We start from the raw sequence: 19,584 nt of genomic DNA on the forward strand, positions 1-19,584 counted from the left end.
GGCGCCAAACCGGCCGCCCGCCGTCAGTTGCGGCGGTGTCAGTGCGGCGCGGTCAGCAATTCCAGTTGCGCCAGCCACTGAATCGCCTGCGGCCGTGAACTGCCGCACATTTCCGCCGACGCCTGCAAACCCGAGCAACAGGCCGGCCGCTCAGGCTGGCCAAAGATGGCGCAGCGCAAGTCATCCATCAACTGTATACAAGGCACGCCCGCCGGCTTGCCGTGCGGCATGCCCGGAATCGGACTGGAAATCGAAGGCGCGGTACAGCATGCGCCGCATTGGGGGCGGCAATCCATAAATGAGATGGGGGATATGTGATGTCGGTTAAGCAACATGACATATCAATGCCCTGCTGCACGGCTCGCATTTTACCTGCATCGCCAGCTACCGGAGATATCAGACGCCTCAAGACGCCGGTGCATCCTCTCTTTGATCCTTGACGGCTTGCAAATTGCCACTTACATTGCTGACTCCTCGGTTATTAACCCGTTATCGGCGGCCTGCCAGTGATTGCGGCCAGCTCCGGTACTGCCCCGCCCATGTCACAGTCTGCCAAAGAACCACGATGGGAACGCCGCAAAGACGCGCGGCCGCAAGAATTGCTGGCGGCGGCGCTGGATTTGTTTGTCGAGCGCGGCTTTGCCGCTACCCGGCTGGAAGACGTGGCCAGGCATGCCGGCGTCTCCAAGGGCACGCTGTATTTGTATTTCGAAAACAAGGAAAGCCTGTTCAAGTCGGTGGTGCGTACCAATATGTTGCCCCTGCTGGAAGAAGCCGAAGGCGTGGTAGATCAGTTTCAGGGCAACAGCGCCGATCTGTTTCGCGATGTGATCCTCGGTTGGTGGGCGGCGGTGGCAGATACAAAATTAAACGGTATTTCCAAATTGATGATGGCAGAATCCGGTAACTTCCCGGAACTGGCGCAGTTTTATCATGCAGAAGTCATTACCCGTTGCGATGCCGTGATCGTGCGCATGCTGGAGCGCGGCATACAGCGCGGAGAATTCCGCGGCATCAATCCGGAACAGATGAAGAAAGTGATCGTCGCCCCGGTATTGATGCTGATGCTGTGGAGCGAGTCCTTCGGGCCCTGCAGCATCGACCTGATTTCGCCGCAGGATTTTTTACGCAACTTCATTGACCTGTGCCTGAACGGCTTGCTGGTATCCAAATAAAATTTATAAAGAGCAGACTATCTCAACCGCCATGAAGCCTCCTTTTCTGAAACGTCGTTCCACCCGCATCACGCTGGTACTGCTGTTGCTGCTCATCATCGTGGTGGTCGTGGTAGCCAAACGACGTGCGCCGGCCGCGCCGGCGGTGGTGACTGCACCGGTGTCGGTATTGGAGTTCCTGCCAAGCGACATCATTGAAGTGCAACCGGGCGAATTGCGTCAGGTGCTGCCGATGTCGGGCGCGCTGCGGGCGTTGAATCAGGTATCGGTCAAGGCCAAGGTCAATGGTGAAGTGCGCGCAGTGCTGGTGCGCGCCGGTGAAACCGTGCAGGCCGGCCAGGTCTTGATCAAGATGGATGTCAGCGAATATCAGGCCAAGCTGGATCAGGCCAAGGGGGCCCTGGTCGCCGCCCGGGGGCAGCTCGACATCGCCACCAAGACGCGCAATAACAATCAGGTCCTGATGGACAAGGGCTTCATCTCGCGCAATGCGTTCGACAACGCCGCCAGCCAGTTCGACATCGCCAAAGCCAATGTCGACAGCGCCAAGGGCGCGCTCGATGTGGCGCAAAAGGCCTTGAACGATACCGTCATCAAAGCGCCGATTGACGGCATGATCAGCAGCCGCACGATTGAACCCGGCGAAAAGATTTCTACCGACAACAAGTTGCTGGAAGTGGTTGATTTGCGCCAGATGGAACTGGAAGCGCCGGTACCGACCGCCGACATTTTGAAAGTGCAGCTGGGTCAGGATGTTGAAGTCAATGCAGAAGGTTTGCCGCAAGCCGTGCACGGTCAAGTGGTGCGCATCAACCCGGCCACGCAGTCCGGGTCGCGCTCGATCATGGTGTACGTGCGCATCGCCAATCCGCAAGGCTTGCTGCGCGCCGGCATGTTTGCCGAAGCCAGCCTGACGTTGCAACGGAAAAGCGATGTGCTCAGCGTTCCCCAAAGTGCGGTCCAGAACGACGCCGATGGTGCTTATGTGTACGCCATCGACAACGGCAAGCTGCAACGACGCAAGATACAACCCGGCATGCGTGGCATGAATGCGAATGGCAATGCGGTGGAAGTGGTGGCCGGCTTGCAAAGTGGTGCGCGCATCGTCAAAGCCAATCTGGGTATGCTCAACGCTGGCGTCACGGTGCGCATATTACCGGTGAACGCAGCGGCAAAATCTCCCGCTACTGCGCCGACAAGTGCGCCGGCAGCAGCACCGCCGGCACAACCAGCCAGCAAGGGGTAAGCCATGTGGTTCACCCGTATCAGTATCGGCAATCCGGTCCTGGCCACCATGATGATGCTGGCTTTCGTAGTGCTGGGCCTGTTCTCGTATCAGCGCCTGCGCGTTGACCAGTTCCCCGACATCACCTTTCCGGTGGTGGTGGTGCAAACCAGTTACCCCGGCGCTTCGCCCGAAAACGTTGAATCGGATGTGACGCGCAAGATTGAAGAAGCGGTCAATACCATCAACGGCATCAACAGCCTGACTTCGCATTCCTACGAAGGCTTGTCGGTGGTGATCGTGGAATTCAACCTGACGGTCGATCCGTCGCAAGGCGCGCAGGACGTGCGCGAAAAAGTGGCGCTGGTGAAATCGGTGTTCCGCAAGGAGGTCAAGGAGCCCAGCATCACGCGCTACGATCCGGCCGACATGCCGATCTTTTCCCTGTCGGTGACCAATGCGCCGGATGCGCGGCCACGTTCATTGCGAGAGCTGACCACGATTGCCGATCAGGTGATCAAGAAGCGCCTGGAAAATGTGCGCGGCGTGGGTTCGGTCACCCTGGTCGGCGGCGTCAAGCGCGAGATCAACATCTACGTCAAGCCGAGCGAGATGGAAGCCCTGGCAGTCGGTGTTGATCAGGTCATCAACGCCATCAGGAACGAAAATCAGGAATTGCCGACCGGCGCCATTCGCATGAGCGACACCGAAAAAGTGGTGCAGGTGCAGGGCCGCGTCAAGAATCCGGAAGACTTCAAACGCATCATCGTGGCGCGGCGCGGCGGCCAGCCGGTAACCCTGGGACAGATCGCCAACGTGGTGGACGGTCAGGAAGAACAGGAAACGCTGGCGCTGTATAACGGCCAGCGCACGCTGGCACTGGACATTCTGAAAGCGCAAGGACAGAACACGATTGATGTGGTGGACGGTTTGCGGCAAGCCATCAAGGAGATGGAGCCGAGCCTGCAAAAACTGTATCCGGGTGTGCGTCTGCAAGTGATCAAGGATGGTTCGCGCCAAATCCGCACCGGCGTTGAAAACGTGCGCCAGACGCTGATTGAAGGCGCGGCGCTGACGATTCTGATCGTGTTCCTGTTCCTCAATTCGTGGCGTTCGACCGTGATCACCGGCCTGACCTTGCCGGTGGCGCTGATCGGCACTTTCCTGTTCATGTACATCTTCGGCTTCACCATCAACATGATTACGCTGATGGCGCTGTCGCTGTGCGTCGGCTTGCTGATCGACGATGCCATCGTGGTGCGGGAAAACATTGTGCGGCACGCCGGTATGAAAGTGAACGGCCGCTTCAAGACACACAAGGTTGCGGCGCTGGAAGGCACGGCAGAAATCGGTCTGGCGGTGCTGGCCACGACCTTCTCGATCGTCGCGGTGTTCTTGCCGGTCGGCTTCATGGGCGGCATCATCGGCCGCTTCTTCCATCAGTTCGGCATTACGGTCACCGCCGCGGTATTGATTTCGATGTTCGTCTCGTTCACGCTGGACCCGATGCTGTCGTCGATCTGGCCGGATCCGGACATCCATGGCGAGCAGCGCAAGAAAACCGGCTGGTACGCCCGCAGCATCGGCCGCGTGCTGGATTATTTCGAACAACTGGTGCAGTGGCTGTCGGATGGTTATCAGGTGCTGTTGAAGTGGTCTCTGAAGCACCGCGTGGCGACCCTGATCATTGCGCTGCTGACCTTCTTCGGCGGGCTGGCATTGCCGGCCAGCGGCCTGATCGGTTCTGAATTTGTGCCGCAGGCCGACTACTCCGAAACCGGCGTGACGTTTTATACCCCGGTCGGCTCCTCGCTCGAACTGACGGAAACCAAGGTGCATCAGGTGGAAGGCGTCCTGCGTCAATTCCCGGAAATCGTGGATACCTACAGCACCGTCAATACCGGCAATTCGCAAGGCAAGAATTACGCAACGGTATTCATCCGCCTCAAACCGCGCCACCAGCGCAAGATGAGCACTTCAGAACTGGCACCGCAACTGCGGGCCAAATTGCAGCAGGTGGCGGGCATTACGGTGACGCAGGTCGGTTCGCTTGATGGCGTCGGCGGCGACAGCAAGCAAGTGCGCTTCAGCCTGCTCGGACCGGATCTGGATCAACTGGCGCGCCTGTCGGCCGAGGTGCAGGCAAGAATGCGCAAGATTCTGGGTGTGGTCGATCTGGATTCCAGTCTCAAGGCGCAAAAACCAACCATTTCGATTGAGCCCAAGCGCGACATCGGTTCGGATTTGGGTATTGGCGTGGCGCAAATCGGCGGCGCCTTGCGGCCATTGCTGGCGGGTGAAGCTGCCAGCAGCTGGCGCGCACCGGATGATGAAAACTATGATGTCAACGTCCGGCTGGCGCCGAGTGATCGCAACACCACCGAAGATTTATCGCGCCTGATGCTGGCCAGCACCATCACCAACAGTGACGGTACGCCACGCATGGTGCCGCTGCGCCAGGTAGCGGACATCAAGGCCACCATCGGCGCCAACCAGATCAACCGCCGCGACCTGAATCGTGAAGTCGAACTGTCAGCTAACGCCGCCGGCCGCTCGGCGGGACAGATCAATGCCGATATCCGGGTCATGCTCGACAGCATCAACTGGCCGCCCGGCTATCGTTATCAGATCGGCGGTTCGACCAAGAGCATGAATGAATCCTTCGGCTATGCCCTCGGCGCGCTGGGACTGGCGATTGTCTTCATCTACATGATTCTGGCGTCGCAGTTCGCCAGCTTCCTGCAACCGATTGCGATCATGTCGTCGCTGCCGCTGACGCTGATCGGCGTGTTTCTGGCGCTGATGTTTTTCCGCTCCACGCTCAACATGTTTTCCATCATCGGCTTCATCATGCTGATGGGACTGGTGACCAAGAATGCGATTCTGCTGGTGGACTTTGCCAATCAGGCCCGCAGGGAAGGCATGGAGCGCGGCGCGGCGCTGCTGGAAGCAGCACATGTGCGCTTGCGGCCGATCCTGATGACGACGCTGGCGATGGTGTTCGGGATGGTGCCGCTGGCGTTCGGCGTCGCCGAAGGTTCCGAACAACGCGCGCCGATGGGACAAGCGGTGATCGGCGGCATCATCACCTCCTCGCTGCTGACGCTGGTCGTGGTGCCGGTGGCCTATACCTATCTGGATGATCTTGCTGCATGGGCCAAACGAAAATGGTTTGGCCACCAAAATGAGCCGGATGCCACATGATGACGATTGACAATATGTCATCATTTGCGCAAAAGTTACGCCTGCATTGCCAACGCGCCATGATTCGCCCCGCCTGGCAGCTGCTGCGTTTGATAAAATGCTGTTTTCCCGTCGTTATTGAGCCCAAGCCATGAATATCGAACAAGCCCGTTTCAACATGATCGAACAGCAAATCCGTCCCTGGAATGTGCTGGACCAGGATGTTCTGGACCTGCTGTCGCTGGTCAGACGCGAAGAGTTCGTGCCCGCCGCCCACCGCGGCCTGGCATTCTTCGATACCGAAATTCCGCTGCCCGGTGGCGAAAACATGCTGGCGCCGAAGGTGGAAGCGCGCATCCTGCAGGAAGCTGCCGTCAAGAAACATGAACACGTCCTCGAGATCGGCGCCGGCTCCGGTTATATGGCGGCGTTGCTGGCGCACAAGGCGCGTCACGTGACGACCGTCGAAATCGATCCGGAACTGAAGGCGCTGGCGGAACAGAATCTGTCGGCCTACGGCATCAGCAATGTTGACGTGGTACTCGGCAATGGCGCCCAGGGCTGGAAAGGCGACCAGGAATACGACGTCATCGTGATCTCGGGCGCGCTGCCGTTCCTGCCGGATTCGTTCCTGTCGCAAATCAAGATTGGCGGCCGTATTCTGGCCATCATCGGCGCCGCGCCGGTCATGTCGTTGCAGGTGATCACCCGCACTGCCGATAAAGTTTATGACACGGTCAAGGTATTCGAACTGATGGCATCGCCGCTGCACGCCGCCACCGAACCATCGCACTTTACATTCTAGAAGGATTCCCATGGAGCACATCACCGCCCCTGAACTTGCAGCCTGGATTGCCGACCCGGAACGGCCGTCGCCCTTGCTGCTGGACGTGCGTGAGCCGTGGGAACACGATACCTGCAAGCTGGAAGCGGCACAGCTGATGCCGATGAATACGATCCCCGGCCGCTTCGCCGAACTCGACGAAGAGCAACCGGTGGTCTGTATCTGCCATCACGGCGCGCGCAGCATGCAGGTTGCCGCGTTTCTCGAACGCCAGGGCTTTTCCAACGTGACCAATCTGACTGGCGGCATGCATGCCTGGGCCCAGCAAGTCGATCCCGGCATGCCGACCTATTGAACCACGGCGGCGCTGTGCCGCCGCCATTTTTCAGACCAGCCAAACCCGCGCCGATGCGGGCGCAGCTTGCCTGAACTGCTCACCCTGTTGTCCCCTTCCCGGAGAATCCGCTTTATGCGTCAAGCCATTTTCGTCACGCTGATTGCAGGTACGCTGTACGGCGCCCTGTCGTCGCAGGTCAATGCCGCCGATCTGATACAGGTGTATCAGCAAGCGCTGGCAAACGACCCGGTCTATGCCAGCGCACGATATGCCCTGACCGCAGGCGAAGAAAAAAGCATTCAGGGGCGTGCCGGCTTGCTGCCGTCAGTCAACGTCGGCGGTACCTACAGCCGTCTCGGCGACAGCATGAACAACTCGACTCATACTTATGGCCTGCAACTGACGCAGCCGTTATTCCGGGTCGCCAACTGGGAAGCCTATCAACAGAGCAAGCTGCAGGTCGCCGGCAGCGAAGTGCAGTTTGAACAGGCCCGGCAGGATTTGATCTTGCGCGTCGGCCAGGCGTATTTTGATGTGCTGGCGACGCAGGATGTACTGACGTTTGTGCGCGCCAACAAGGTCGCGATTGCCGAGCAACTGGCGTCGGCCAAACGCAATTTCGAAGTCGGCACGGCCACCATTACCGATACCAATGAAGCGCAGGCGCGTTACGATCTGGCCAATGCACAGGAAATCGCCGCGCAAAATGATCTCGAACTGGCGCAAAACAGATTGCAGCAAATTGTCGGCCAGACCCCGGCGGCACTTTCGATATTGCGCAAGGATGTACAACTGAGCTTGCCGCAACCGGCGCAGATCGATACCTGGGTCAGCAGCGCCGAGCAACAGAATTACGGCGTGGTGGCGCAGCAGATTGCGCTGGAAATTGCCAAGCGCGACATCAAGCGCAACCGCGCCGGCCACTATCCGACGGTGGATCTGGTGGCGGGCCGCAACTACAATAATCAGAATTTCCCGGCAAGTCCGACGCAAACCTACTCTGTGGCCAGCAACTCGATTGGCGTGCAATGGAATATTCCGTTGTTCTCGGGATTTGCCGTCGACAGCAAGGTCAATGAATCCATCTCGCTGGCCGACAAAGCGCGCTCCGATCTGGAGAGTGCACGGCGCACGGCGATTCTCAATGCGCGCCAGGCCTATCTGGGCGTGAGCAATGGTTTGTCGCAGGTGAAGGCATACGAAGCAGCGGAAATCTCCAGCTTGTCGTCACTGGAATCGAACCGCCTCGGCTATCAGGTTGGGGTGCGCATCAACATCGATGTACTCAATGCGCAGCAACAATTGTTCTCGACGCGCCGCGATCTGGCCAAGGCACGCTATGACACGCTGATGAATGGATTGAAACTGAAATCGGCAGCAGGGACGCTGAAGGAAGAAGATCTGGCGCTGGTCAATCAACTGCTGGTGCCGCCAACGCCGTAATCTCGTCATGACGCAGCGGTTTGCTGTGATTCGCTTGCGCCATGATTGCGGTCAGCCTTCACGGCTGGCGCAAATACTGCATTTATTTTTGTAGCGATGGTGCCGTTTTGAGCGAATGGATGCAGGCCTGCAACATCTTCTCGGCGACCTGCGCCAGATCGAAACTGTCGGGCGCAAACAACCAGTCGTTCATCAGGCCCGATACGGTTGCATGCACCAGCAGACATGCCATGCGGGTATCGAGCGTGGCCGGGAGTTGCCCTCTGACAATGGCGTTTTCCAATGTTTGCTGCAGGGAAATCATGCCTTGCATGTGACATTCACGCTGACGCACCAGAATCGGATCGTTGTGATCGACGAATTCGCACTTATTGAAAATGATGTCAAAGATGGTGCGGCATTGCGGGTCAGTTGCCACCCGCTTCAATACAAACACACCCACCTGCATGAACTGGCCAAGCGGGTCGATATTGCGTTCATCGGCCGACTCCTCCATCATCGCTTCCATTGGCAAACGCACGCGCTCGCACATGGCATCAAACAAATCACTCTTGTTTTTGAAATGCCAATAAATGGCGCCACGCGTCACATCTGCCGCTTTGGCGACATCGGCGAGTGAAGTGTGCGACACCCCTTGTGCATGAAACACCCGCTCCGCAGCATCGAGAATGCGTGCGCGGGTTTCGAGAGCTTCTTCTTTGGTTGACCTTGCCATATACCTGCCGTTTCTATTGCCCCGCCCCGGATTTGTGTCTGGTTAGCACTCGGCGTCGCGGATTACATATTGAAAACAGAATTTTCGCCAGAAGTAAGTTAAATTATTGGAATATCGACTCCATATACATACATGCATGGATGTATGTATAATAGCACCAGTTTCAAGTCTTCGCTTCAAAAAACCTAAGCAGTACCACCTTCTGCACTGCAACAAAAATTGCGTTATCGTCTTGCTTTGTCCGCTTCACTGAATGCGAATCACCCGCTGCTTCTGCAGCATCAACTTTAATTACCGTGCGAGATATTTATGAGCTCAGTTAGTCGTTTCACGCGCCTTACCCTGACCGTTGCAGTTCTGGCGGCCCTCGCCGCTTGCGGTCAAAAACCAAATGCCCAGGCAGGCGCAGCAGGAGCCCCCCCAAGCGAAGTATCCATCGTCACCATCGCACCTGAACGCATCGCCGTTACCAGCGAATTGCCAGGCCGGCTCGAAGCGACCCGCGTTGCACAAGTGCGTGCGCGCGTGGCCGGTATTGTATTGAAGCGGACCTTCCGCGAAGGCGGCGATGTCAAGGCAGGGGAAGTATTGTTCCGCATAGACCCGGCGCCGTTCAAGGCCTCCTACGACAGCGCTCAGGCAGCTTTGGCCAAGGCTGAAGCCAATCTGACGCAAGCCTCCCTGAAAGCACAGCGTTACAAACCGCTGGTGGAAGTCAACGCCGTCAGCAAGCAAGAGTATGACGACGCCGTCTCGACACAAAAGCAAGCGGAAGCCGATGTGGCTTCTGCCAAAGCTGCGCGTGAGACTGCCAGCCTCAATCTCGGCTATGCCACCGTTACCTCGCCGATTTCCGGTCGTATCGGACGGGCGTTGGTCACTGAAGGTGCATTGGTCGGTCAGGGCGACGCCACGCCGCTGGCAACCGTTCAGCAACTCGATCCGATCTACGTCAATCTGACGCAATCGGCAGCGGACCTGATGAAGTTGCAGCAAGCCATGTCCAGCGGTCAGCTCAAGAGTGTCGGTCAGGGCAAAGCCAAGATCACGCTGGTCACCGAAGATGGTCGCGCTTACCCGACACCGGGCAAGCTGCTGTTCTCGGATGTCACGGTGGATGAAACCACTGGCAGCGTCAGCATCCGCGCCGAGTTCCCGAATCCGGACCGCACCTTGTTGCCAGGCATGTATGTACGCACGCATCTGGAACAGGCAATCAACGATGCTGCCATCGTCGTGCCGCAACAAGCAGTCATCCGTGACCTCAACGGTTCCACCGTCATGGTCGTCGGCGAAGGCGACAAAGTTGCAATCCGCCCGGTCAAGACCGGTGCTGCTCAAGGCAACAGCTGGGTCATCACTGATGGCCTCAAGAGCGGTGACCGCGTGATCGTCGAAGGCCTGCAGAAGGTCAAGCCAGGTGCGCCTGTCAAACCGGTCCAGTGGAAGGGACCAGTCGGCACGGAAGCGCCAGCAGCAACTCCGCCAAAAGCGGATGCCAAGCAAGACGCTGCCAACAAAGCTAACTAAGAGGCTGTCAGATGGGAAAGTTCTTTATTGATCGCCCCGTTTTTGCGTGGGTGCTAGCAATCTTTATCATACTGGCGGGGGCGCTGGCGATTATCAGCCTCCCCGTTTCGCAATATCCAAGCATTGCGCCGCCGACCATTGTGGTCACGGCGACTTATCCGGGTGCGACTGCACAGACGCTGGACGACAGCGTCACCAGTCTGATCGAACAGGAAATGAACGGCGCCGATGGTTTGCAATACATCGAATCGCAAAGCCAGGCCAACGGCCAGGTTCAGATTACTGTTACATTCTCGCCTGAAACCAATGCCGACCTCGCTGCCGTCGATGTGCAAAACCGCCTCAAGCGGGTGGAAGCACGTTTGCCGGCCGCGGTGACGCAACAAGGTGTGCAGGTCACCAAATCACGCAGCAACTTCCTGATGTTCATCGGCTTGTCTTCAACTGATGGCAAGCTGGATCCGGTGGCGCTGGGTGATTATCTGTCGCGTAACGTTCTCAATGAAATCAAGCGCGTTCCCGGCGTCGGCCAGGCGCAATTGTTCGGTACCGAACGTGCCATGCGGATCTGGATCGACCCGCTGAAACTGGTTGGTCTGAATCTGACTCCGGCGGACGTCACCGCTGCCATCAGCGCCCAAAATGCGCTGGTTGCCGGTGGCACGCTGGGCGATCTGCCAGCACCGGGCACGCAACAGATTTCGGCTACCGTGGTGGTGAATGGTCAGCTGACCAGCACCGAGCAGTTCGGCAATATCGTACTGCGCGCCAATCAGGATGGTTCCTCGGTGCGTCTGCGCGACGTCGCCCGGATTGAAGTCGGCGGCCAGTCGTACTCCACTTCCGGTCGTCTCGACGGCAGCCCGACTTCGTTCGTCGGTGTGCAGTTGTCGCCAACCGCAAATGCGCTCGGCACAGCAACCGCCGTGCACAAGAAGATGGAAGAACTGTCCAGGTACTTCCCGGCCGGCGTCAAATACACCATCCCTTACGATACCTCCAAGTTCGTCAAGATCTCGATCGAAGAAGTGGTCAAGACCCTGATCGAAGCGATCGTGCTGGTGTTCCTGGTGATGTATCTGTTCCTGCAAAACATCCGCTATACCCTGATCCCTACCGTTGTGGTTCCGGTCGCGCTGATGGGTACCTTTGCCACCTTGCTGCTGTTCGGTTTCTCGATCAACGTGCTGACCATGTTCGGTATGGTGCTGGCGATCGGTATTCTGGTCGATGATGCGATCGTGGTGGTGGAAAACGTCGAACGCATCATGAGCGAAGAAGGTTTGTCGCCACGTGACGCTACCCGCAAGGCGATGGGCCAGATCACCGGCGCGCTGATCGGTATCACGCTGGTGCTGATCGCGGTGTTTATTCCAATGGCGTTCTTCGGCGGTGCCGTAGGTGCGATCTATCGTCAGTTCTCGCTGTCGATGGTGGCCTCGATGGTGTTCTCGGTATTGATGGCTTTCACGCTGACGCCAGCGCTGTGCGCCACCATTCTGAAGCCGGTAGAAGCTGGGCATCATCACGAAAAAACCGGTTTCTTCGGTTGGTTCAACCGTCGCTTCAACAAGACTGCCGCTGGCTATCAAGGCTTTATCGCCAAGATGCTGACCAAGACTGGTCGCTACATGATCGTGTACGCATTGATCGTGGCCTGCGTCGGCTTGTTGTATGTCCGCTTGCCAGCGTCGTTCTTGCCGAACGAAGATCAGGGTTACATCATCACCAACATCCAGTTGCCGGCCGGTGCCAGCACCAGCCGCACCATGGAAGTGATCAAGAAGGTAGAAGACTATTACCTGAACAATCCTGCCGTGGAACACGTGGTGTCGATTGCCGGTTTCAGCTTCTCCGGTAACGGTCAAAATGCCGGTCTGGTATTTACGCCGCTGAAGGACTGGAAAGAACGCAGCAAGGATCAGTCAGCAGATGCCGTGGCCGGTAAAGCCTTCGGTGCCTTCTCGCAGATCAAGGATGCGATTGTCTTCCCGCTGAATCCGCCGCCGATTCCGGAACTGGGTAACGCCACCGGCTTTACCTTCCGTCTGCAAGATCGTGCCGGTGTCGGACATGATGCGCTGGTCCAGGCACGTAATCAGATCCTCGGCATGGCGGCACAAAGCAAGGTGCTGGCTGGTGTTCGTCCGGAAGGTCTGGAAGATGCGCCACAACTGGTGCTCAATATCGACCGCGACAAGGCCAATGCACTCGGCCTGACATTTGCCGGCATCAACAGCGTGTTGTCGACAGCGCTGGGCTCATCGTACGTCAATGACTTCCCGAATCAGGGTCGTCAGCAACGTGTGATCGTCCAGGCTGATGCCGACCGCCGTCTGCAACCGGAAGATCTGGCCCGTTTGTATGTGCGCAATACGCAAGGCACCATGGTTCCGTTCTCGGCCTTCACGACGTCAAAGTGGAATACCGGTCCGGTGCAATTGATTCGCTACAACGGCTATCCGGCAATGAAACTCGCCGGTGGCGCAGCCCCGGGCCGCAGTACGGGTGAAGCCATGGCCGAAATGGAAAGTTTCGTCGCCAAGCTGCCACCTGGCTTCGGTTTCGAATGGACTGGCCAGTCGCTGGAAGAAAAGACCTCGGGTTCGCAAGCACCTGCCCTGTATGCGTTGTCGCTGATCGCCGTGTTCCTGGTGCTGGCGGCATTGTATGAAAGCACTTCGATTCCGCTGTCAGTGATGCTGGTGGTGCCGCTCGGTATTCTCGGCGCGCTGCTCGGTGTGACCTTGCGCGGCATGCCCAACGACGTGTACTTCAAGGTCGGGATGATTGCGGTGGTCGGTTTGTCAGCGAAAAACGCGATTCTGATTATCGAGTTTGCCAAAGACTTGCAGGCACAAGGCATGGGCTTGATTGAAGCGACGCTGGAAGCGGTGCACTTGCGGTTCCGGCCGATCATCATGACCTCGCTGGCGTTCATTCTGGGTGTGTTGCCGCTGGTCATCGCCAGTGGCGCCGGCTCTGCCAGCCAACGCGCGATCGGTACCGGCGTCATGGGCGGGATGATTACCGCAACCGTGCTGGCCGTGTTCCTGGTGCCTGTGTTCTTCGTCGTGGTGCGCAAGTTGTTCAAGGGCAGCGAGCGCCAACGCAAGTTGCACGCTGCCGGTCAAAAAATTGTTGTGGAGGATCAGAATGTTTAAGTTCTCACCACTGCGCTTGAAACAGTTGAGCGCAACCTTGCTGGTGGCGGGTGTGTTGTCCGGTTGTTCGCTGGCACCGACCTATGAGCGCCCGCAGGCGCCGGTCGAATCCAGCTATCCGGCCGATGCCCGCGGCCAGGCAGCTCTGGATGCCGCCACGCTGGGCTGGCGCCAGTTCTTCCCGGACCAGCGTTTGCAAAGTCTGATTTCTGCCGCATTGGAAAACAATCGTGACTTGCGTACTGCAGCGCTGAATATCGAAGAAGCACGCGCGCAGTACAACATCACGCGTGCCGACATGCTGCCGAATCTGAATGCAACCGGCAGCGCGTCGCGCAGCCGGATACCGGCCAACCAGTCGGCTACCGGCGCGCCGTATGTCAGCAATGCCTATCAGGTCGGGCTGTCGATTCCGGCGTTTGAACTGGATTTCTTCGGTCGTGTCCGCAGTCTGAAAGATGCGGCACTGGCCAGTTATCTGGCGACGGAAGAAGCGCGTCAGTCGGCCCAGATCAGTCTGGTGTCACAAGTGGCGCAGGCGTATCTGGCCGAACGTTCGTATGCTGAACAACTGAAGCTGGCACAACAAACCGTGGAAAGCCGTCAAACCAATCTTGGTCTGGCGCAGAAACGCTTTGATGTCGGCGCCTCATCGGCCTTGGATCTGCGGTTGTCGGAAACTCTGATTCAATCTGCCCGCACTTCGGCAGCGACGCTGGCCCGCCAGCGCGCGCAAGCTGAAAATGCACTGACGCTGCTGGTCGGCAAGAAGATCAACGACCTGCCGCCGGCGCAAGATCTGTCGGCAGAAAATATCGTCACTGATATTCCGGCCGGCTTGCCATCCGATCTGCTGACCCGTCGTCCGGACATCCGTGCGGCCGAACAGAAATTGCTGGCTTCCAATGCCAATATCGGTGCGGCGCGTGCAGCGTTCTTCCCGCGCATCTCACTGACCGGTACCTTTGGTACTGCCAGCAGCACCTTGTCCGGCTTGTTCGAATCCGGTTCGGGCGCCTGGTCTTTCGGTCCGCAATTGTCGCTGCCGATCTTCGACTTCGGTCGCAACAGCGCCAATCTGGATCTGGCCGAAGTGCGCAAGAACATGGCCATCGTGACTTACGAGAAAACCATCCAGACCGCGTTCCGTGAAGTTGCGGACGCACTGGTGGCACGTGGCAGTCTGGACGAGCAGATCGAAGCGCAGGAAGCATTTCTGAAGGCGCAACAAGAGCGGTTGAACCTGACCGACCTGCGCTACAAGAACGGCATCTCCAGTTCACTTGATCAACTCGATGCCCAGCGCGATCTGTTCTCGGCGCAACAGGCACTGATTCAGGCACGGCAATTGCGGCTCAATAATGCGATCGATCTGTATCGTTCATTGGGTGGCGGCTTGAATGAAACTACCGTAGAACCAGCGACGAAATAAGTGCTGTCTCTGCAATCAAAAAGCGGACCACATTGTGGTCCGCTTTTTTTGTGTCTGCTGCTTTCAATTCGCAACGATCAAATTCACTTCGTTCCGAGCAGCAAATCGCTGAGCTCGCGGTCAGCATGATCGGCCACAAACTCGGCGCCATACACGCTCAGATGTCCGGCATCGAAATACAAAATGCGCGGGCCATCAATCACCTTGCAACCGCCTTTGCCGCACAGGTAGGGAAACGGATCGAATGCAGGAACCCCGAGGCGCTGCAATTGCGGCAGCAAATGATCGCGGTAGTGGTCATCAAACTTGTCGGCACGCTCCAGTGGAAGATTGCAAAAATCGGCATCTGAAAATCGGATCGCACGCATGATGCAGGCTTTCGGATTGGCGCCATTGGGTGGCGACAGCAGGACGACAACACGCTTGCCGAGCTTGCGATAGAACGCCACGGTACGCACCAGTGCCTGCTCCATGGCGACGCCGTCCGCTACGTAGTAACCGGGCCAATTGGCTGCCAGCACGACTGTCTTGATCGATGGCGTCCGTTCGACATAGGCTGCGATCTTGCTGCTGATTTCGCGGCAGTAAGGAGCGCCATACTCCAGCAGGGAAGGACAAGCACCACGGGCGAACTGTCGGAATGCATACTCAGCACCCGGGTGCATCTGATGCAGCCTGGCGAACATCGGTGCATAAGCCCCCGAAAAACTGTCGCCGATCAACAGCAAGGCCGGATCCATTACCGGCGCAACCGGTGCCGTGCACCAATCCCGCTCATGCTCAACACCGGTCAGCGCGGCACATGACGGGCGCGGCAATTCGAAGCTGTTCAGCACCGATACCTGAGCGACATCCGGATTGAACAACATGGCCACCCGCCCCATGTCGCGAAACTCCATGCCATTGCGCTGATACGTGTAGTAACCCAGATAGCCGACGAACAGCATGACGACCGAAAGCACCAGCGCGCTGCGGCGTCCCTTGCTGCCAAAGCGTATCGGCCGCTCCACCAGACGCCAGGTCAGCCAGGCCAAGACGATACTGATCAACACGGCGGCGATCCGGATTGCCGCCGGCGGGGTCTGCCCCGCCACGACGCGGGCAAACGCCAGCAACGGCCAGTGCCACAAATACAGCGGATAGCTGATCAAACCGAACCAGACCAGCACCCGGCTCGACAATATCCTGCGGTTGAAAACGGCAGTGGGACCAGCGGCCAACATGAGAATGGCACCCACCTCAGGCAACAAGGCCCACCAGCCGGGAAAGGCATCCTCTTTGGTCACGATGCAAATGGCGACAACGATCAGCAACAGTCCAATGATCGAACCGAGATTGGCTAACGGCGACTGGCGAAATCGTTGCAGGCGTTTTGATTGATGGAAAGTCAGATAGGCCAGCAATGCGCCGCACAGCAATTCCCAGAAGCGCGAAAACGGCAAATAGAATGCGGCAACGCCATGCGTATGCACTGTTGCCACATTGATCACGAACGAGATCAATGCAATCGCTGCCAGCATCCACAACTGATTGATGCGCAATTTCCAGGTCAGCCACAACAGCAGGGGCCAGACGAAATAGAACTGTTCTTCCACACCCAACGACCACAAATGCAGCAAGGGTTTGGTCTCGGCGGAGGTATCGAAATAGCCGGCCTCGCTCCACAACACGATATTGGAAACGAAACCGGCGCCGCCCGCCATGTGCTTGCCCAATTGCTTGAACTCATCGGCCAGCAGGGCGAACCAGCCAAACACGAAACAGGCAAGCAACACCAGAATCAGCGCCGGGAAAATGCGCTTGACGCGACGGATATAGAAATCGGTAATGCTGAAGCGCCCCTGCGCCAGATCGTTGAACAAGATGCCGCTGATCAGGAAGCCGGAAATGACAAAGAAAATGTCGACGCCGATGAAGCCGCCACGGATCAGGTCGGGAAAGGCGTGAAATGCCACCACGGAAAGCACCGCCAGCGCCCGTATGCCGTCAATGTCGGGGCGGTAGACGGCATGACCCGGCAACGGCTGGCTGGAAGTACTGCTGATACTGGATGACATCAATCTGGCTCAAAAATCAAAACACGCATTATATTTCTATTTATCAACGATAATGCGACGAGCCCTGCCCCGCCCTTGGTGAGCGGACCGGCATCACTCAAGCCCGCAACAAACCCCACGTCAGCAAAAACAACTCATCTTCGAGCTCCTGCGTGCCCAGCAAGGGCGATTCTTCCAGTGACGCACTGCGAATCACCCCCATCACCGCGCGCGTCAGCACAAACACGGTTGCCGCACCGGGCGTGCGCATATGCGGCGAATTCAACTGGCTCAGGGCCATGGCGATATGCTCGGCGCCCTCGCGCAGGGCTTGCATGACGTTTTCATGATGATCCATGCGCCATCCGATCCGAATCATCGAGCGCTTGAACATGCCGCCGGAACCAAAAGATTGCACCAGCACATGCAAACGCTCACGGATCACTTGTTGCGGATCGCTCTGCTCGCGCACTGCCCGCGCCAGCATTTCGTGCATATCGTCCATCACCTGGCGCCGGCTGCGATTGATCATCGCCATCAGGATCGCTTCCTTGGTCGGGAAGTACTGATACAGCGTGCCGATTGAAAAACCGGCCTTGTGGGCGATCTTGTTGGTCGTCAGCGCGGTTTCACCGGCTTCATCAATAATCTGAGCAGTGGCCTCGAAAATGGTCTCGATGGTGCGCTGTGCGCGCTCTTGCGTGGGCTGCTTGCGCATGCTCGCTGCGCTGTCCGGCCGATTTTTGTGATTGGATGGGGGCATGGTCAAAACCTGAGCCTGAAGCGAGTTGTTGGACGCGGATGGAAAATGAATAATGCTCATATTACTGGCAAATCTGTGAGCAGCAAATGAATACTTCCCCATCCGACTTGTGCGCACGCAAACTCTGCATCGACCTCAAGCAAGGCTTCCCGCGTCACTGGCATCGGGGCGATGCTTTCCGCAGCATGTATTTCAATGCCTTGTCGATGAGCTTTCCGGTCGGCGAGCAAGCCTTCATTGATGCCGTGCGCGCCGGCCTCGAGTTGCTGCCCGACAACCCAGAACACAATTCGCTGAGAGTCACGGTGCAGCAGTTCATTGCGCAGGAAGCCACGCATCGCCATATTCACGGCCTGTACAACGTGCATCTGGAAAAGCAGGGGCTGGATAATCGCTGGCAGCACTGGGCCACAAAACGCGTCGATGCCGCGCGCGCCAACAATATGCACCCGCTCACCATGATCGCCCTCACCGCTGCCTACGAACACTGCACCGCAGTATTCGCCGACTGCACGTTGCGCTATGACAACTGGCTCGACCATGCCGAACCCAAAATGCAAATGCTGTGGCGCTGGCACGCGGCGGAAGAAACCGAACACAAGGCGGTGGCGTTTGATCTGTACCAGACACTGGGCGGTGGCTACACCAGACGCGCCCTGTGTTTTGCGTATGCGTTTTTATTATTCGTGGTTGAAAGCAACGCCCAGACGCTGCTGAACCTGTGGCATGACCGCAGCCTGTTCAAGCTGCGTACATGGTGGTCGATGAGCACCCTCGCATTGGGGAAAAATGGCATGTTCTGGCGCTGCACCTTGCCATTGTTGCGTTATTTCAAACCAGGGTTTCATCCCAATGATGATGACAACCGGGAATTGGCAGAACAATGGCTGACAAAGAACGCATACATCTGGGAAGCCGTGCGCCGACCTGCCACTCAGGACAACAGAGGCGCAATCAATGCCATGGTGCGCGCCGTTGCGCCCTGATGTTGCAAGGCAAATGCCTGCGCCTTGTGCGCCATGCCTTGCAGCGCCGCCTGATTGCCAAGCAGCTCAGCTGCAGTCGTCAACATTGATGCTGCATCGCTGACACGCAAGGCGGCGCCGGCCGCCAGCGCATCGTCACTGACAATCTGGAAATTGAACATGTGCGGACCAAACAAGACCGGCTTGCCTACCGCACAAGCCTCGATCAGATTTTGTCCACCCAGCGGCAACAAGCTGCCGCCGATGAAAGCGAGATCGCAGGCGGCGTAATAGGCAAACATTTCACCCATGGTGTCGCCCAGCAAAATCCGGGTATCCGCTGCGACCCCGGCATCACCCAATACGGAACGCCGCTGCATGGCAAACCCATTTGCCGCAATCAGTGCGGCAACCTCGTCAAACCGCTGCGGATGACGCGGGACAATCACGACCAGCCAGTCCTGCTGCGGCAAACCGGCCAACGCTTCGACAATCAGCTTTTCTTCGCCGTCACGGGTGCTGGCACACAACAGCACCGGGCGTTCGCCGATGCCGGCACGCCATTGCACACCGCGTTGCACCAACTGCGCCGGCGGCACGACGTCAAACTTGAGACTGCCGGTAACGTGCACCTTTCGTGCACCGAATTGCCGCAGGCGATCGGCATCCGCTTCCGACTGCGCCGCGACACAATCAATCGCGGCCGCAGCTTCCAGCAAGATGGCACCGAAGCGTTGTCCGCGTCGCAGCGAGCGCGCCGACAAGCGGGCGTTGGCCAGCACCACCGGCACCCGATAGCGTACGCATTGCGCCACCATATTGGGCCAGACTT

15 protein-coding genes are annotated in these 19,584 nt (G+C 57.9%); 10 read left to right on the forward strand and 5 right to left on the reverse strand.

Annotated features, from left to right (window positions below; translation table 11 throughout):
• Window positions 1-38 precede the first annotated feature (38 nt).
• Window positions 39-296, reverse strand: a complete 258-nt coding sequence (locus AKL27_RS06210) for a YkgJ family cysteine cluster protein (RefSeq protein ID WP_083438894.1) — start codon at window positions 294-296, stop codon at window positions 39-41.
• Between the two features lie 243 nt (window positions 297-539).
• On the opposite strand from AKL27_RS06210, the gene AKL27_RS06215 reads away from it, so the two are divergent.
• The 6 genes from AKL27_RS06215 to AKL27_RS06240 all read left to right on the forward strand — a co-directional run bounded on the left by AKL27_RS06215 (window position 540) and on the right by AKL27_RS06240 (window position 8,147).
• Window positions 540-1,175 (forward strand): TetR/AcrR family transcriptional regulator, encoded by a 636-nt coding sequence (locus tag AKL27_RS06215; protein WP_050461946.1) that lies wholly within the window; start codon window positions 540-542, stop codon window positions 1,173-1,175.
• Window positions 1,176-1,206: 31 nt separating this feature from the next.
• On the forward strand, window positions 1,207-2,421 hold the full coding sequence (locus AKL27_RS06220; RefSeq protein ID WP_050461914.1) for an efflux RND transporter periplasmic adaptor subunit: 1,215 nt from the start codon (window positions 1,207-1,209) through the stop codon (window positions 2,419-2,421).
• A 3-nt stretch (window positions 2,422-2,424) separates the two neighbouring features.
• Window positions 2,425-5,604 (forward strand): efflux RND transporter permease subunit, encoded by a 3,180-nt coding sequence (locus AKL27_RS06225; RefSeq protein WP_050461915.1) that lies wholly within the window; start codon window positions 2,425-2,427, stop codon window positions 5,602-5,604.
• Window positions 5,605-5,734: 130 nt separating this feature from the next.
• Window positions 5,735-6,388: a protein-L-isoaspartate O-methyltransferase family protein gene (locus AKL27_RS06230; RefSeq protein ID WP_050461916.1), complete on the forward strand. Its 654-nt coding sequence runs from the start codon at window positions 5,735-5,737 to the stop codon at window positions 6,386-6,388.
• Between the two features lie 10 nt (window positions 6,389-6,398).
• Window positions 6,399-6,722, forward strand: coding sequence for a rhodanese-like domain-containing protein (locus AKL27_RS06235; RefSeq protein ID WP_050461917.1), 324 nt, complete (start codon window positions 6,399-6,401; stop codon window positions 6,720-6,722).
• Between the two features lie 114 nt (window positions 6,723-6,836).
• On the forward strand, window positions 6,837-8,147 hold the full coding sequence (locus tag AKL27_RS06240; protein WP_050461918.1) for a TolC family outer membrane protein: 1,311 nt from the start codon (window positions 6,837-6,839) through the stop codon (window positions 8,145-8,147).
• 82 nt (window positions 8,148-8,229) lie between these two features.
• Here the strand turns inward: AKL27_RS06240 and AKL27_RS06245 are convergent, their stop codons facing one another.
• Window positions 8,230-8,862, reverse strand: a complete 633-nt coding sequence (locus tag AKL27_RS06245; protein ID WP_050461919.1) for a TetR family transcriptional regulator — start codon at window positions 8,860-8,862, stop codon at window positions 8,230-8,232.
• Between the two features lie 309 nt (window positions 8,863-9,171).
• On the opposite strand from AKL27_RS06245, the gene AKL27_RS06250 reads away from it, so the two are divergent.
• The 3 genes from AKL27_RS06250 to AKL27_RS06260 are packed head-to-tail and all read left to right on the forward strand — an operon-like array spanning window position 9,172 to window position 14,988.
• Window positions 9,172-10,392 carry an efflux RND transporter periplasmic adaptor subunit gene (locus AKL27_RS06250; RefSeq protein WP_050461920.1) on the forward strand — a complete coding sequence of 407 codons (1,221 nt, stop codon included), beginning with the start codon at window positions 9,172-9,174 and terminating at the stop codon, window positions 10,390-10,392.
• 11 nt (window positions 10,393-10,403) lie between these two features.
• Entirely contained in the window at window positions 10,404-13,556 is a 3,153-nt protein-coding gene (locus AKL27_RS06255; protein ID WP_050461921.1) for an efflux RND transporter permease subunit, read from the forward strand.
• Entirely contained in the window at window positions 13,549-14,988 is a 1,440-nt protein-coding gene (locus tag AKL27_RS06260; RefSeq protein WP_050461922.1) for an efflux transporter outer membrane subunit, read from the forward strand. Before AKL27_RS06255 ends, AKL27_RS06260 begins: the two co-directional genes overlap by 8 nt.
• A gap of 83 nt (window positions 14,989-15,071) precedes the next feature.
• On the opposite strand, the gene AKL27_RS06265 is transcribed toward AKL27_RS06260, so the two are convergent.
• Entirely contained in the window at window positions 15,072-17,045 is a 1,974-nt protein-coding gene (locus tag AKL27_RS06265) for an acyltransferase family protein (protein WP_083438895.1), read from the reverse strand.
• Window positions 17,046-17,142: 97 nt separating this feature from the next.
• The gene (locus AKL27_RS06270; protein ID WP_050461948.1) at window positions 17,143-17,742 is read right to left on the reverse strand and encodes a TetR/AcrR family transcriptional regulator; all 600 of its coding nucleotides are present in this window, start codon (window positions 17,740-17,742) and stop codon (window positions 17,143-17,145) included.
• Window positions 17,743-17,873: 131 nt separating this feature from the next.
• On the opposite strand from AKL27_RS06270, the gene AKL27_RS06275 reads away from it, so the two are divergent.
• Window positions 17,874-18,773, forward strand: coding sequence for a metal-dependent hydrolase (locus AKL27_RS06275; RefSeq protein WP_050461923.1), 900 nt, complete (start codon window positions 17,874-17,876; stop codon window positions 18,771-18,773).
• On the opposite strand, the gene AKL27_RS06280 is transcribed toward AKL27_RS06275, so the two are convergent.
• The coding region (locus AKL27_RS06280; RefSeq protein ID WP_050461949.1) for a glycosyltransferase N-terminal domain-containing protein at window positions 18,722-19,584 on the reverse strand (863 nt) is incomplete at its 5' end. The two genes, AKL27_RS06275 and AKL27_RS06280, sit on opposite strands and share 52 nt — an antisense overlap.

Origin of the sequence: Herbaspirillum autotrophicum (assembly GCF_001189915.1) — a bacterium.
Classification (GTDB): domain Bacteria; phylum Pseudomonadota; class Gammaproteobacteria; order Burkholderiales; family Burkholderiaceae_D; genus Herbaspirillum; species Herbaspirillum autotrophicum.

Bases quoted from the DNA above. Each gene is read 5' to 3' on its own strand.
- AKL27_RS06210 (WP_083438894.1), bottom strand. From the start codon at position 296: ATGGATTGCCGCCCCCAATGCGGCGCATGCTGTACCGCGCCTTCGATT.
- AKL27_RS06215 (WP_050461946.1), top strand. From the start codon at position 540: ATGTCACAGTCTGCCAAAGAACCACGATGGGAACGCCGCAAAGACGCG.
- AKL27_RS06220 (WP_050461914.1), top strand. From the start codon at position 1,207: ATGAAGCCTCCTTTTCTGAAACGTCGTTCCACCCGCATCACGCTGGTA.
- AKL27_RS06225 (WP_050461915.1), top strand. From the start codon at position 2,425: ATGTGGTTCACCCGTATCAGTATCGGCAATCCGGTCCTGGCCACCATG.
- AKL27_RS06230 (WP_050461916.1), top strand. From the start codon at position 5,735: ATGAATATCGAACAAGCCCGTTTCAACATGATCGAACAGCAAATCCGT.
- AKL27_RS06235 (WP_050461917.1), top strand. From the start codon at position 6,399: ATGGAGCACATCACCGCCCCTGAACTTGCAGCCTGGATTGCCGACCCG.
- AKL27_RS06240 (WP_050461918.1), top strand. From the start codon at position 6,837: ATGCGTCAAGCCATTTTCGTCACGCTGATTGCAGGTACGCTGTACGGC.
- AKL27_RS06245 (WP_050461919.1), bottom strand. From the start codon at position 8,862: ATGGCAAGGTCAACCAAAGAAGAAGCTCTCGAAACCCGCGCACGCATT.
- AKL27_RS06250 (WP_050461920.1), top strand. From the start codon at position 9,172: ATGAGCTCAGTTAGTCGTTTCACGCGCCTTACCCTGACCGTTGCAGTT.
- AKL27_RS06255 (WP_050461921.1), top strand. From the start codon at position 10,404: ATGGGAAAGTTCTTTATTGATCGCCCCGTTTTTGCGTGGGTGCTAGCA.
- AKL27_RS06260 (WP_050461922.1), top strand. From the start codon at position 13,549: ATGTTTAAGTTCTCACCACTGCGCTTGAAACAGTTGAGCGCAACCTTG.
- AKL27_RS06265 (WP_083438895.1), bottom strand. From the start codon at position 17,045: ATGTCATCCAGTATCAGCAGTACTTCCAGCCAGCCGTTGCCGGGTCAT.
- AKL27_RS06270 (WP_050461948.1), bottom strand. From the start codon at position 17,742: ATGCGCAAGCAGCCCACGCAAGAGCGCGCACAGCGCACCATCGAGACC.
- AKL27_RS06275 (WP_050461923.1), top strand. From the start codon at position 17,874: ATGAATACTTCCCCATCCGACTTGTGCGCACGCAAACTCTGCATCGAC.